This is a genomic window from Enterococcus sp. AZ170 (genome assembly GCF_050545135.1).
Taxonomy (GTDB): Bacteria; Bacillota; Bacilli; order Lactobacillales; family Enterococcaceae; genus Enterococcus_L; species Enterococcus_L ureilyticus.
In genome coordinates this window covers 1,288,791-1,302,922 of sequence record NZ_CP172947.1, presented here as the reverse complement: position 1 = coordinate 1,302,922, position 14,132 = coordinate 1,288,791, and the positions used below count along the sequence as shown (strand labels likewise).

The 14,132-nt window shown below is 37.0% G+C and carries 10 protein-coding genes; 1 reads left to right on the top strand and 9 read right to left on the bottom strand.

Annotated features, from left to right (window positions below; translation table 11 throughout):
• Positions 1-218 precede the first annotated feature (218 nt).
• The 7 genes from glgA to IGJ55_RS06235 form a co-directional block, all read right to left on the bottom strand.
• Positions 219-1,649 carry a glycogen synthase GlgA gene (gene glgA / locus IGJ55_RS06265; RefSeq protein WP_429950793.1) on the bottom strand — a complete coding sequence of 477 codons (1,431 nt, stop codon included), beginning with the start codon at positions 1,647-1,649 and terminating at the stop codon, positions 219-221.
• Positions 1,646-2,800, bottom strand: a complete 1,155-nt coding sequence (gene glgD, locus IGJ55_RS06260) for a glucose-1-phosphate adenylyltransferase subunit GlgD (RefSeq protein ID WP_069638656.1) — start codon at positions 2,798-2,800, stop codon at positions 1,646-1,648. The genes glgA and glgD overlap by 4 nt, the downstream gene beginning before the upstream one ends.
• Entirely contained in the window at positions 2,790-3,932 is a 1,143-nt protein-coding gene (locus IGJ55_RS06255; RefSeq protein WP_069638657.1) for a glucose-1-phosphate adenylyltransferase, read from the bottom strand. The genes glgD and IGJ55_RS06255 overlap by 11 nt, the downstream gene beginning before the upstream one ends.
• A 108-nt stretch (positions 3,933-4,040) precedes the next feature.
• Complete coding sequence (gene glgB / locus IGJ55_RS06250) at positions 4,041-5,930, bottom strand: 1,4-alpha-glucan branching protein GlgB (protein ID WP_430607763.1); 1,890 nt, start codon at positions 5,928-5,930, stop codon at positions 4,041-4,043.
• Between the two features lie 268 nt (positions 5,931-6,198).
• The gene (alaS, locus tag IGJ55_RS06245; protein WP_430607761.1) at positions 6,199-8,841 is read right to left on the bottom strand and encodes an alanine--tRNA ligase; all 2,643 of its coding nucleotides are present in this window, start codon (positions 8,839-8,841) and stop codon (positions 6,199-6,201) included.
• 63 nt (positions 8,842-8,904) lie between these two features.
• Positions 8,905-9,618: a shikimate kinase gene (locus IGJ55_RS06240; protein WP_204638586.1), complete on the bottom strand. Its 714-nt coding sequence runs from the start codon at positions 9,616-9,618 to the stop codon at positions 8,905-8,907.
• A gap of 194 nt (positions 9,619-9,812) precedes the next feature.
• Positions 9,813-10,919: a DUF7278 family profilin-like fold-containing protein gene (locus IGJ55_RS06235; RefSeq protein WP_069638661.1), complete on the bottom strand. Its 1,107-nt coding sequence runs from the start codon at positions 10,917-10,919 to the stop codon at positions 9,813-9,815.
• Positions 10,920-11,046: 127 nt separating this feature from the next.
• Between IGJ55_RS06235 and IGJ55_RS06230 the strand changes: the two genes are divergently transcribed.
• Positions 11,047-11,481, top strand: a complete 435-nt coding sequence (locus IGJ55_RS06230) for a GNAT family N-acetyltransferase (RefSeq protein ID WP_430607758.1) — start codon at positions 11,047-11,049, stop codon at positions 11,479-11,481.
• Positions 11,482-11,509: 28 nt separating this feature from the next.
• On the opposite strand, the gene IGJ55_RS06225 is transcribed toward IGJ55_RS06230, so the two are convergent.
• Together IGJ55_RS06225 and IGJ55_RS06220 are read right to left on the bottom strand one after the other, a co-directional pair.
• On the bottom strand, positions 11,510-12,862 hold the full coding sequence (locus IGJ55_RS06225; RefSeq protein ID WP_069638663.1) for a DEAD/DEAH box helicase: 1,353 nt from the start codon (positions 12,860-12,862) through the stop codon (positions 11,510-11,512).
• A 66-nt stretch (positions 12,863-12,928) separates the two neighbouring features.
• Positions 12,929-14,104, bottom strand: coding sequence for a VanZ family protein (locus tag IGJ55_RS06220; RefSeq protein ID WP_429950786.1), 1,176 nt, complete (start codon positions 14,102-14,104; stop codon positions 12,929-12,931).
• Positions 14,105-14,132 lie beyond the last annotated feature (28 nt).

Genomic DNA, 14,132 nt, shown 5'->3' with positions numbered 1-14,132 from the left:
CTATCAAGCATTTTTTATGAGTTAAGATAGGTATCAACTTAGGTATACTAAAGAAGCCATCTAAAAATGGTTGTTTCTTCAGTTATTCATTTCCTTAAGTTAGATACTTACACTCACAAAAACACCTCATAATTTTCTTTGACTATTCATTTCTCGCTAAAAGTATACCTTGGTTTTACAGACTCGTCAATCATAAACTTCCATTATGCAATCATAAGTTAGGATAGTTGAAGTAACTTTCGATAGACCTCTAAGTATAATTGACCAGACTTTTCCCAACTGAAATCTTTTCTCATTGCAGCATTCATCAGTTGCTGCCAGGTTTCTTGATCGTGCTGATATAAATCGATTGCAAGATTAGTACTAGACAGCAAGTCCTCAAAACGAACAGCAGAAAAACCAAAACCTGTTCCTTCCTTCGTGATTGGGTTGAAAGGAATCACCGTATCTTTTAAACCGCCAACCTCATGTACAATAGGAAGTGTGCCGTAGCGCATGGCAATCATTTGTGAAAGGCCACAAGGTTCTGTTAAAGACGGCATCATAAATAAATCAGAGCCGGCGTAAATCAATTGGGCCAAGGCTACATCAAAAGTGATGACCGCTTTGAACTTATCTGGATAACGTTTTGAAAACGCTGTAAGAGAATGTTCAATTTCAGCGTCACCTGTTCCTAGAATAACGAACTGGATCTCTTTGTCTAGCAATTTCGTTAAACTATCTACGACTAATTGAAACCCTTTTTGATTAGTCAATCGACTGACGATTCCAATCAACGGCACATTTTCATGCGCAGAAAGTCCCAGTTTTTTTTGCAAAACTTGTTTGTTGGCCTTTTTTCCAGCTAAATCTTCTATTGAAAATTTAGCTGGAATCGTTTGATCGGACTTTGGATCATTCAGTTCATAATCAATTCCATTCAAAATGCCACTTAGCTTTGCTTGTTCTAAACGTAAAACTTCATCTAAGCCAAACCCGTACTCAGGCGTTTTTATTTCTTCTGCGTATGAGGGGCTGACTGTATTCACGCGATCAGCATAAAGTATCCCAGCTTTCAAATAATTGAGCGACTCATTAAATTCATTTTTATAAAGAACAGGATCCATTCCAAAATAATCAGATAACAACTCTCGACTGTACGCTCCTTGAAATTCAATATTATGGATGGTTAAAATGCTTTTGATTGGCTGATAAGTTTTAACGGATTGATATTTTTCCTTCAATAAAAAAGGGATCATCGCTGTATGAAAATCATTTACATGAATAATATCTGGGATGCTTTCCAGTTTGTTTAACATTTCAATGATCGCCAAAGAAAAAAAGGCAAAGCGCTCTCCATCATCCTCATAACCATATAACGTCTCACGATCAAAATAATAAGCATTTTCGATAAAGTAATAGGTGATATCATTCATGATCAAACGCTTCACGCTACATACTTGATGGCGCCAACCAACCTCAACATAAAAATCGGCAAATGTTTCACATCGTGCTTTAAATGTTTCAGGCATTTTAGTAAAATAGGGCAAAACAACCGCAAGTTTTGCCCCTTTTTTAGCCAGTTCTTTCGGTAAAGCAAACGCTACATCCCCTAATCCGCCTGTTTTAAAAAAAGGCGCACACTCAGCCGATGTAAATAGGATATTCATAACTCCAGTCCTCCAATAACGTCATTTTCAACCACTTGATTTTTGGGGATTACCACAGGATTTTGTGCGCTTCCAATAATTCTAACACCTGGTTTTACTGTCACATATTTATCCAATATGGCATAGCTGATCTCTGCATCTTCTTCGATCTGAGCATTTGACATAATGATCGCTTGTTTGATTTTAGCGCCCTTTTTAATGATTGCTCTTCTTGAAATGAGACTGCTTTCTAAGCTGCCTTCAATAATACACCCTGTGGCACACTGACTATTGGTTACTTTGGAAGCTTCTGAATAATAGGTTGGTACTTCATTTTTACGTTTCGTATATATTTTTTGTCCTTTGTACATCAAGTCGTTGAATTTTTTTTCAGTCAACATATCTAGGTTCGCCTGATAATAGGAAGGAACATCCTGAATATTACTTAAATAGCCTGTATATTCATACGCTGACGCTTGAATAGGAACTACTTTTTCTGCCAAAAGTCCATGAAGAGTGGTCGTTCCATCCTGTTTTTGTTCGATTCTCAGTTGGTCCATCAGCCATTTAGTTTGGACAATGTAGGTATTCATCGACAGATTTAAACGCTCCTCTTTTTCAAACGTTTGTGCAAAAGTTTTTACCTGTGCAACATTTCCCGCAGAATCGACATCAAGAATTTGATCCTCTGCGAATAGTTTTGTAGGGTCCATTTTTTTATACACAACGGTCATTTTATTTTTGTGTGCGCGATGATAGGTCAAGACCGCCCGAAGATCGATCGAACTCAGCATATTACTTCCCATAAAAACAGTATATTCTGCTTCTGATTTTGCTAGATAGTCAATCACTGAAGCATAATAAGGCAAGCCTTGCGCTTTTTGTTTTAATAAATCCTGATAAAAATAAACAAAATAACTATTTTGCAGTGAATCGAGATTCCACTCTTTCCCACCACCGATATGATCAAATACAGACCGTGTCTCACCTTCATTGAATATCATAAAAATCGAGTTGATATTTGCATTTGCAATGCTAGAAAGAGGAAAGTCGATCAGTCGATATTTACAATCAAAAGGCAGTGTGTCTAAAGGACGATTTTCAGTTAATGGCGATAATCCTTCAAACGTTGAGACATTCCCTAAAATAGCACACATTTTTTTAGTCTTCATCACTTTGCACTCCAATCACTTCAGAATAACCGATCACTTCAATTTCATTTTCATTGTAAACAACTGAATTATCACCAATAATTGCGTTCTCACCAATGATTGCATTTTTGATTTGGACATTTTTACCAATAACTGCTCCTGGCATGATCACGCTGTTTTCAATAGTTGATCCGCTCTTTACTTTTACGCCAGTTGAAAGAATACTATCTGTGATCGTTCCTGAAATAAAACAGCCATCAACAATCAACGAAGTTTTGACTGAAGCTGTTTTAGTAATAAAATGTGGTGGTGAGATATTATTTTTAGAGTAGATACGCCAGTTTTTATCCCTCATATTCAACGCATTCTCTAAACCAATAAATTCCATATTCGCTTCCCACAAAGAATCGATCGTTCCAACATCTTTCCAATACCCGTCAAAATGATAGGCGTACACATTTTCGTCAGCTTCTAAATACGAAGGAATCACATGTTTTCCAAAATCCAGCATTTGTCCATCTTTAGAATAGCTATCTAGCAATACATTGCGTAACCGGCCCCAGTTAAAGATATAAATCCCCATAGAAGCCAAATTACTTTTCGGTTCCGCAGGTTTTTCATCAAATTCAATGATTCGCTGATTGTCATCTGTGTTCATGATGCCAAAACGTGACGCTTCTTTCAAAGGAACCTCAATCACTGCTACCGTTAATGAAGCGTTATTGGCAATGTGTTCTTCCAGCATTGCTTCATAATTCATTTTGTAAATATGATCCCCAGATAAAATCAAGACATATTGAGGGTCCATCTGGTCAATAAACGCAATATTTTGATAAATAGCATGGGCCGTACCTTCAAACCATTTCTCACCGTCCGAACTTGAAAACGGTTGTAAAATCGTCACACCAGAATCAATGCCGTCCAACCCCCAGCTAGAACCATTCCCAATATGATTATTTAACGCTAAGGGCTGATATTGAGTCACGATACCGACATTTTTGATGCCTGAATTGACACAGTTACTTAAGGTAAAATCAATAATACGATATCTACCGCCAAAAGGCACAGCTGGTTTGGCTATATTCTTGGTTAACTTTCCTAGACGAGTTCCTTGTCCTCCTGCTAAAATCATTCCAAGCATTTCTGTTTTCATTTTGTTTCGGGTGACGTTGCACCCTGCCCCCTTTCAAAAGTGATTTTCTGTGTACAGGTCAAACAGCCTCTTTGTTTTGATTTTTCTTTGAAAAAATCCATTATGCTTTTAACTTCTCCTGTCGATCTTTTGAGGTTTTAGGATGATTGCCCCCAATGAAGGGACGATTGTTTGGATTTGATAAGAAAATTGTTTAAACGATTGCTTCGTTGTGTAACTTGTTTGATTTCCTTTAGTCCATGTACCGCCATATTCTTTTAACTCTGTGTTAAGTACTTCTTCATATGTGCCAGAAAACGGGACACCAATCGCGAAATTTTGTCTTTCAACTGGAGCAAAATTTAACACAATAATCAAAAAATCAGTGTCCTTTTTTCCTTGACGAATAAAACTTAGAATTGTCTCTTCACTATTATCAGCATCAATGATTTCAATAGATTGCGGCAGATGATCCAATTCCCATAAGGCTTTTTCTTTTTTATAAAACAGATTCAGCTGTTTGGTGAACTGCTGCATACTAGCATTCATTTCATCCGCAAGATCTGTCCATTCTAAACGTTGATCATATCTCCATTCCAAAAACTGCCCCCATTCACTACCCATGAATAATAATTTTTTCCCGGGATACGTCATCAGGTAGACATATAAATTACGTAGTTGAGCAAATTGTTTATACCGATCCCCCCACATTTTATGCATCAAGCTTCTTTTCCCATGAACCACTTCATCATGAGAGAATGGTAAAATATACTGTTCATTCATCATGTACATAAATGAAAAGGTAAGGAGTTGAAAATTAGATTTACGGAAGGCAGCATCCATTTCATAAAAACGCAAGGTATCATTCATCCATCCTAAATTCCATTTGTAATCAAAACCTAAAGCACCACTTTCCAGCATTCCAGTGATTTTCGTTTCCGCTGAGCTTTCTTCGGCGATCATCATCACATTGGGATGGATCGATTTGACTACAGCATTTAATTTTTGTAAAAAATAGAAACCAGCCCAGTTACGATTGTTCCCGTCAGCATTCAAGTTAGTAGAACCCTCATCATAGTCTAAATACAACATATTCGAAACAGCATCTACTCGAATCCCGTCAATATGAAATAGCTCGATCCAATATAGTGCACTAGAAATCAGAAAGCTCTGGACTTGTGGCTTTCCTAAATCGAAATTAAGTGCGCCCCAACGAATGTTTTCCGCCTGAGTCGGATCGGTGTATTCAAATTGAGGAGTTCCGTCAAAATAAGCCAAGCTATCATCGTTAACACAAAAATGCCCTGGCACCCAATCAACCAAAACACCAAGATTATTTAAATGACACGCCTCCACGAACTCTTGAAACTCACTTATCGTTCCATAATGTGCACATAGTGCGAAGTACCCGGTCAACTGATAGCCCCAAGATTCGCCTAAAGGATGCTCCATCAACGGCATAAACTCAATATGAGTAAAGCCCATTTCTTTAACATAAGGAATCAAGATTTCTTTTAATTGTCCAAACGTATACGGTGTTCCATCTGTTTCACGTTGCCAAGAACTTGCATGTACTTCATAGATAGCCAAGGGTTGGTCAAAATGTGTTCCTTGACTGTTTTGACTTTGCCAAACCTCATCATGCCATTGCTTCTCAGGTAATCTCTGGATCACTGCTGCATTATTCGGACGTTTTTCGAAAGCGATAGCAAATGGATCTATTTTATATACTTCTCGCCCATCTGCCTGCTTCACTAAATATTTATAAAAATCACCCTCGTTTGGCTTTATAGTAAAAATTTCCCAGACACCGACCTGTACTACTTTCTTCAATAATAATGAGCGATCCCAGCCGTTAAAATCGCCAACTAACCAGACATTCTGAGCATTGGGCGCCCAAACTCTAAAAATACACCCTTTTTGCTTGTCTTGCTCTGTTTGATGACAGCCAAAGAAATTTTGACTATAAAAATTTTCACCTGTTTCAAATAATTCGATTGAACTTTTTTTATCAGACATCGGCAGCCCTCGCTTTTTCAAACTGTGAATCGAGTTAACGTTCATTCGCTCAACATTATCTTGTAGCCAAAAACGATTTATTAAATAATTCTGAGTGTCACTATCTTAAATCTAACAACAAAATAAAAAAAAAGAAAGAAATAGACCTCTGGAACATCAAAATAAATAGAACCCCAAGTAAAACTAAATTTAGTTTTACTTGGGGTTCTAACTTTTTTTTAGTAGCTAATAAGACTAGGCAAAACTAGCTGTATGCTCACTATTTATTCTATGATTGAGATAACCAATTTGCGACTTCCGTTAAGGCATCGTTGATCCCATCTCGATTTTTCCCACCTGCTTGAGCCATATCCGGACGACCGCCGCCACCGCCGCCAATTTTTGGTGCAATTGTTTTGATTAAATCACCAGCTTTTAGCCCTTTTTCATTGGCTCCTTTAGATATAGCTGCTAACAAGCTTACTTTATCCTCTTGTGCTGTTGCTAAAACCAATACGTCAGAAAGTTCTTTTTGCTTCCATTGATCCGCTAATTGACGTAATTGATTCATATCTTTAACATTTACTTTTGCAGCAATATATGTCGTGCCATTGATTTCTTTGATATCTTTGAAAATGTCTCCTGCTTGTTGGTTCGCTAATTTTCCAGCAAGTTGTTCATTTTCTTTTTGTAGATCACGTAATTGTTGTTGTAATTGTTCTGTTTTTGAGACAACTTCTTTTAATTGAGGTGATTTAACGATCCCTGCAATGGCTTTTAATTGTTTTTCTTCTTCATTCATTAACTCATACGCTTCTTTACTTGTAACAGCTTCGATACGACGAACGCCTGCACCGATTCCTGATTCAGAAACGATTTTGAAAATACCGATATCTTCTGTGTTTGTGACATGTGTCCCTCCACAAAGCTCGATTGAATAGCCACCTATATTGACAACACGGACTTCTTTCCCGTATTTTTCACCAAATAAAGCCATAGCACCCATATTTTTCGCTGTGTCGATATCTGTTTCGACTGTTTCAACAGGAATTGCCTCCCAAATTTTTTCGTTCACGATTGCTTCCATTTGAACTAACTCTTCAGCTGTCACTTGACCAAAATGAGTGAAGTCAAAACGTAAATGTCCTGGAGCAACTAATGAACCAGCTTGATTGGCATGATCCCCTAAAATATCTTTCAAGGCACGATGCAATAGGTGTGTTGCTGTATGATTTTTCAAAATACGATTACGCATTTTTTCATCAACGTGTAGTTCATACGTTGCACCTTCAGTTAATTTTCCTGTTACTTGAACCGTGTGTAAAAATTGGCCATTTGGTGCTTTTAAGACATTTTCTACGTGAGCTACAATGGTGCCGTTTTGATCTTTGATTGTTCCGTGATCGGCAACTTGTCCTCCCATTTCCGCATAGAAAGGCGTTTCAGCAAAGATCAGTTGAGCTGTCCCTTCTGAAAGCTCGCTAATAATTTCTTCCTCTTTTAAAATAATTAAAAGTTTGCTTGTCGCTTCTAAATGACTATACCCGACAAATTTACTCTCAACTTTAATATCCGTTAGAACAGCCGATTGAACACCCATTGATGTTGCTTTACTTCTAGCAGAACGAGCCCGTGCTCTTTGAGCTTCCATTTCTTTTTCAAATCCAGCATGATCTACTTTCAAGCCTGAATCTTCTGCAACTTCTTCTGTTAATTCCACAGGGAAACCATACGTATCGTACAATTTGAAGATATCTTTTCCATTTAACGTATCTTCACTAGTCGCTTTTACTTTTTCAATTAACTCATTTAAAATATCTAATCCTTCATTGATTGTTTCATGGAAACGTTCTTCTTCTGTGCGCACTACTTTTTCGATGAATTCTTTTTGTTGTAGTACTTCTGGATAATAACTTACCATTACTTCGCCAACTACCGGAACTAGTTTGTACAAGAAAGCTTCGTTAACTCCTAATTTTTTACCATGCATAACCGCACGACGTAATAAACGACGCAAGACATAGCCACGACCTTCATTTGATGGTAACGCTCCATCACCGATTGCAAACGATAAGGCACGGATATGGTCAGCAATGACTTTAAATGAAATATCCGTTTGCGGTGATTGGCCATAGGTTACTTGTCCGCTTAATTTTTCTACTGCGTGTATGATCGGCATAAATAAATCTGTTTCAAAGTTCGTCGGTGCATTTTGAACAATGGAAACCATGCGCTCTAAGCCCATGCCCGTATCAATATTTTTATGCGGTAACGGCTCGTAAGTATCATCTGCTTGGTGGTTAAACTCAGAAAATACTAAGTTCCAAATTTCTAAATAACGTTCATTTTCACCACCAGGATAATTTTCTGGATCATCTTCTGCAACATCGTTAAACGACTCCCCACGATCATAGAAAATTTCTGAATCTGGACCACAAGGCCCCGCACCGATATCCCAAAAATTATCTTCAATATCAATGATATGATCCATTGATAACCCAACTTCTTCATGCCAAATCCGTTTTGCTTCCGTATCTTTTGGGTAAACTGTGACATATAATTTTTCAGGATCAAAGGCCATCCATTCAGGAGACGTTAAAAATTCCCATGCCCAATGGATCGCTTCTGTTTTAAAATAATCACCGATCGAGAAGTTCCCTAACATTTCAAACATGGTATGGTGACGCGCTGTTTTCCCAACGTTTTCAATATCATTGGTCCGAATCGATTTTTGCGCATTCGTGATTCTTGGATTTTCTGGAACGACTGAGCCATCAAAATATTTCTTCAACGTTGCAACACCTGAATTGATCCATAATAAGGTTGGATCATTGACAGGCACTAAAGACGCACTTGGCTCCACAGAATGTCCTTTTGATTTGAAAAAGTCTAAATACATTTGACGAACTTGACTACTTGATAATTGTTTCATTGTTCGATTCCTACTTTCTAAAATAAGTGATTGGTATTTTATAAAACAAAACATTATTCTACTTTAATTTAATTCAAACTGTTCTAAAATTTGATCAGCCGCTTGCTGGGCCGTCAGCTTTGTAACATCTAGTCGATAATAATATTTTTCATCAATTTCACCTGGAAACGAGTTCAATCGATGCTGTTCATTAGCTAATAAAAGTTCTTTTTCCGAATGAGCGACATTCTGCTTTGAAGCTTTTTTACTCAAACGATATTCTGTTTTGTTTCTGTACACTCGTTCTTCTAGTTCAGCTTCTAGTTCGATAAAATAAATGTCGATTCCTTTATCAGAAAAAATTGCCTTATATTGATTAAATTCTTCAATGTCCTCTTTTAAATCAAACCCCAAAACAAAAGTAAAGACTAAACCATTTCCAATTGACTCTTTTGCAATCTTACTAAAGATGGCTTCACGAAATTCTCTTGAAAGACTGAAAGTCGCAGGAGTCCAGCCAAATAAGGGTTGAAGCAACTCCAAAGTCATATGATTATGAAGTAATGGAAGCCTTAATTTATCTGCAATAATTTCTCCAATAGTCATTTTCCCAACAGCCTGAGGACCAAAAATGAAAAATACTTTCAAAGAACTACTCCTTTCTCTAGATAATGATTTCATGCTCCAGCCGTCTCTTTTTATACTGTTCTGCCAAACTAGTATAAAACGCGCAAAAACATCATTGCAGTCAAGGACGAATGCTCGCGGTACCACCTTGATTGCAATGATGTTTATCATTACCTCTTAATCTCCATAACGCAGAGTCTCGTTGATATTTCTATCAAAACTTATGTAAAGGGAGCAATTACATTTCCGTGCTATTCTTCTTTCAGCACTGAAGAACTTTCTGTAAACACTAAAAAACGAATCATATCCTTTAGATTCCCTACAAATTATAAGGAAAGAACAAAAAAAAGTCAATGCTTTCTATTTTAATTTTCAATTAGAATCGCTTTTCGATACAAATAGTCGGTTGGGCCTAATTTTTGTTCAGGTAAAATAACATGATCTGAAGTAAAATAAGTCGATAACGGCAGCATCTCTTCAATCAAGCTACTCTGATTCGATCCTTTTTGAGTCAACTTTATAGCGGTCGGATTAGACGTCAATTCATAACGATCCCTTTGCGTATCGATCACTAAACCGAACATATTCGCACCATCCATTTTACTTTTAATATGGCGGCCGGATTCATTTTCTTGAATGAGCAATTCATTGCCCCAACGGAATAAGCGTCTGGTTCCCGCACCTACAGCAAATTCCCATTGATCTTCTGATAATAAACCAAATCCCTCTCGTTTAAGCGATAATTTTAATTCCGCATGAGTACAATCTGAATGGCTATAAACAAAATAATAATCAGACTCAGGTAAAAATTCTAAATAAAATTTGTCTTTCTCCAAAAGTGTTTTTGGAAATGACCAACTAAGACTTTCAGCAGCTGATAGCCTTGGAAATAATTTTTCGCAAATCTGCTTTTCATGGGGGAAAAATTGTTCTATTTCTCCTTCAAACGTTCCTGTGACGGTATCAAAAATCCCCAAAAATTCTGTTCCTGCCGGTAATGCGTATTTTTGAACAAACATAGCAGGAATTTTAACTTTTCTTAAATCGGTCGTATGCTCATTTATGTAATCAGAAATCCCTTCTAAGGAAGTTAAATCATAGCTCATTTCTGCTTCATTCCACTCAGCGGCAGAATCAATTGCTTCGTTCGTCAATGTTGTTTTAAATGTATTCTTTGCTAAATGCTCTACATCAAACCCTAACAATTCATGTGCTCTTAAGCCTTCTGCCCCTAAATTCCAGCCAAGGATCGCTTCGTTATTGCCTGGAATGAAAACAAATAGTTCACCGTTTAATTCCAATTCAAAGGTGCGGCATTTAATGCCATATAGTTCAAAATTTACTAATTCAATTGTATTAACTTCTATTGTTGGCGGAACAAAATACATCAATAGTTGGTGTAAAAGTATTTCTTTTTCAGCATCTTTTAAGTTCTTCCAATTTGCCCACTCAATTTGTTCAAATAGGTCCAAGTTAAACCCTCCTCGTATTTTAAAAGCAGAGCTAGCAAGTATTGCTAGATGACATCAAATCTATCTGTTATGATTAAGTATACCATTGAATGAATCTTTCACTAAGAAAATTATCTGGAGGGCTTATATGCACACTCACTTTGGCTGTGAACGCTGGCATCAGGCGGCAGCATTTGCTTTGCGTTATGATGTTTTTGTTTTAGAACAAGGCATTTCATTACAAGATGAATTTGATGAACTAGATACACCAGAGCGAAATTATTTTGTTGTTTATGACCACTCACTAGCAGTCGCAACCATTCGTTATCAGAAAAAAGATGGGGACACAATTCAACCAGACCGTTTTTGTGTAAGAAAAGAGCATCGCAACAAGGGAATTGGTCGAACATTACTTCGACTATTAGAAGATAAAACTACGAAAGAAGGCTTTATATTCAGTATTTTATCTGCAGAAAAAACCGCTGTATCTTTTTACCAATCGTTGAACTACGAAGTAAACTCTGATGAGTACATAGAAGACGGCCTTGTTTGTGTAGAAATGATCAAAAAAATCAGCAGCTAAGATGACTTGCTCATCTTGCTGCTGATTTTTATTTATAACTATTTTTTTTAGACTTTTTCGCTGTTCTAGTTTGTTGACGGCGTTCAACTTTACGCTTTTGCTTATTGCTAGCTGAAATTGCCCATTCAATTTTCTTTTTATACCCTGGTTTGATTTTTTTCTTTTTCTTTTTGACCAAACCAATCAATGTTGGGTCTTCTAAGGCATCTTTAGACTTTTCACGTTTTGTTCGACGATTACGATCATACGTATCAATAATCTCGCCATTTTTGATTTCTTTTGGTTGGAACTTGATACCCAAGTCCTCAACCTCAGAAATTGCTTCTTCATCAGCTGGTGAATACAACGTAATGGCGGTTCCGTCTAATCCGTTACGCCCAGTTCTACCTACTCGATGAATAAAGAAATCCAAATCACTTGGAACTTCTGCATTGATCACGTGAGAAACACCTTCAATGTCAATTCCACGCGCAGCTAAATCCGTCGCAACGACATATTGAAATTCTAGATCTTGAACTTGGCGCATCACACGTTTACGTTCTCTAGGAGAAATATCCCCATGAATTTTTGCGACTTTCAAGCCTTGATCTTTTAAGTAATCAGTAATTTCATCCACACGTTGTTTCGTATTCGCAAATATAATCACTAAATACGGATGACCAATCGTTAATAATTGATAAATCAAACGATTTTTATCTTTTCCTTTTGTAGAAATCAGCCAATTATCAATCGTTTCGGAAATGATATTTTTAGGTTTAATATGCTCGATAACAGGGTTTTCCATATATTTTTTTAAGAAGGGTTTTAACTTTTCAGGAATCGTTGCGGAGAAAACCAGCATTTGTAATTTGTCTGGTAAACGCCCAGCAATCTGATCGACCTCTTCTAAAAAGCCCATATCTAACGTCATGTCCGCTTCATCGACAACGAAAGCAAATGCCGTATGTGCTTTTAACGCTTGTTCATTCATCAAATCTAAAATACGTCCCGGCGTTCCAATCACCACATGGGGTTGTTGTTTTTTCAGCTTCGCAACTTGTCGTTGTTTGTCCGTTCCACCCACAAAATTTGTCACACGCATTTCTGGTTGACTGAATTTAGCGATTTGAATCGCTTCTTGATAAATTTGATTCGCTAACTCTCGGCTAGGGGCCGTAATTAGAATTTGTACTTCATCCAATTGAGGATTTACTTTATTCATCAATGGTAATAAAAAGGTGTGGGTCTTACCGCTTCCGGTTTGTGATTGACCAATCACACTCTTACCTTTTTTAATGACAGGGATCAATTTTTCTTGTACTTCTGTTGGTTGCTCAAACCCTTTATCTGCTAGTGCTTCCATGATAAAATCGTTGAACTGAAATTGTTTAAATGAACTCATTTACCTCACCTCTTTCAAACTTGTTGTGTAAGTCCTCATGCATTATACCACAAAAAGGGTAAATTCTTATTGATTTTCTGTATTTTCCTCTCTTTTTATTGTACTGACCGTATAAGTATGACTTGCTTTTTCATAGAACAAACGACGTTTTCTTCTGACCAATACGTAAATAATATTAACGATAAACAGCAATAATAAAAATGAACAAAATAGAAATAACATAAAACTTACCAGCTGCAACATCCGATTACTAGAATTGAGCAAATCAGCTGAACTAGTCATGTAAGAACTGATCAAACCATACACAACATACAAATAACCATAACGGATAAATAAAGCTCTAAAACGAATTTTTTCATGTCCTTCCTCTACTACTTGAATTCGGACAACCTTTTTACCAAGTGTTTCTCCATTGGTAAGCTTTGGTAATACCATAAAGACTAAAAAGACCATAATAAAGAACCAAAGACGTTGTTCTAATGCAGGATATCCTATAAACCATTGTCTGTATTCTGGGATTAAATTGAGCATAAGCAGCCCGATCGCTTGCACGATCGAAATCACAAACCAATCAATCAAAAAAGCCACAAAACGCCGAAATAGACTAACAGACTGCCCTTTTTCATAGGCGGCTTCATCCAACTCGTCTCTTGTTGGAAATAAAAAGGTCAACATCGGTGTGATCGCATAACCAACCATCCCACCAAATGTATTATTGATCAAATCATTTACATCCGCTAACCGATAAGGTCTAGGATAAATAAAATACAACCCACTCAACTGCGTTAACTCAAAAAACAACGACAAGAGAAAACTGGCCAGCACTACTTTTTTGAATGATAACTTGTAATAATAACGTAAATAGACCCCAAATGGCACGAGCAACAAGACATTGAACACAGGCTCTAACACAACACTTTGTCTAAGTGCTGGGATAAACGTACTTGGATCATGGCTATTCAATACCGTATCTTGTAAAAAGCGACTGACAAAATAAAATGGCCGCAATTCTAAAACTTGGCTCGTATATTGCGCTACCTCAGCTCGAGGCGGCAATGGTAAAATAACCAAAAAATACGCACAGAGTAAATAGAAAATAAATGAATATAAAATAAGCGCCCGTCTAAATAAAAAAGTACCGTATTTCCGATATTCACGAATAACAAGAATAAATGAAATGGCAAAAGCTAAAAATGGAAATACAATCAAGGCTGTTTTGATTGGTGCAGCATAAGCTGACATAAAACACTCCCCCTTCTACTTTAGTTTA

Excerpts from the sequence above, each read along its gene's own strand:
- IGJ55_RS06220 (WP_429950786.1), bottom strand. The coding sequence starts at position 14,104 with ATGTCAGCTTATGCTGCACCAATCAAAACAGCCTTGATTGTATTTCCA.
- glgA (WP_429950793.1), bottom strand. The coding sequence starts at position 1,649 with ATGAATATCCTATTTACATCGGCTGAGTGTGCGCCTTTTTTTAAAACA.
- IGJ55_RS06240 (WP_204638586.1), bottom strand. The coding sequence starts at position 9,618 with ATGATAAACATCATTGCAATCAAGGTGGTACCGCGAGCATTCGTCCTT.
- IGJ55_RS06230 (WP_430607758.1), top strand. The coding sequence starts at position 11,047 with ATGCACACTCACTTTGGCTGTGAACGCTGGCATCAGGCGGCAGCATTT.
- alaS (WP_430607761.1), bottom strand. The coding sequence starts at position 8,841 with ATGAAACAATTATCAAGTAGTCAAGTTCGTCAAATGTATTTAGACTTT.
- IGJ55_RS06255 (WP_069638657.1), bottom strand. The coding sequence starts at position 3,932 with ATGAAAACAGAAATGCTTGGAATGATTTTAGCAGGAGGACAAGGAACT.
- glgB (WP_430607763.1), bottom strand. The coding sequence starts at position 5,930 with ATGTCTGATAAAAAAAGTTCAATCGAATTATTTGAAACAGGTGAAAAT.
- IGJ55_RS06225 (WP_069638663.1), bottom strand. The coding sequence starts at position 12,862 with ATGAGTTCATTTAAACAATTTCAGTTCAACGATTTTATCATGGAAGCA.
- glgD (WP_069638656.1), bottom strand. The coding sequence starts at position 2,800 with ATGAAGACTAAAAAAATGTGTGCTATTTTAGGGAATGTCTCAACGTTT.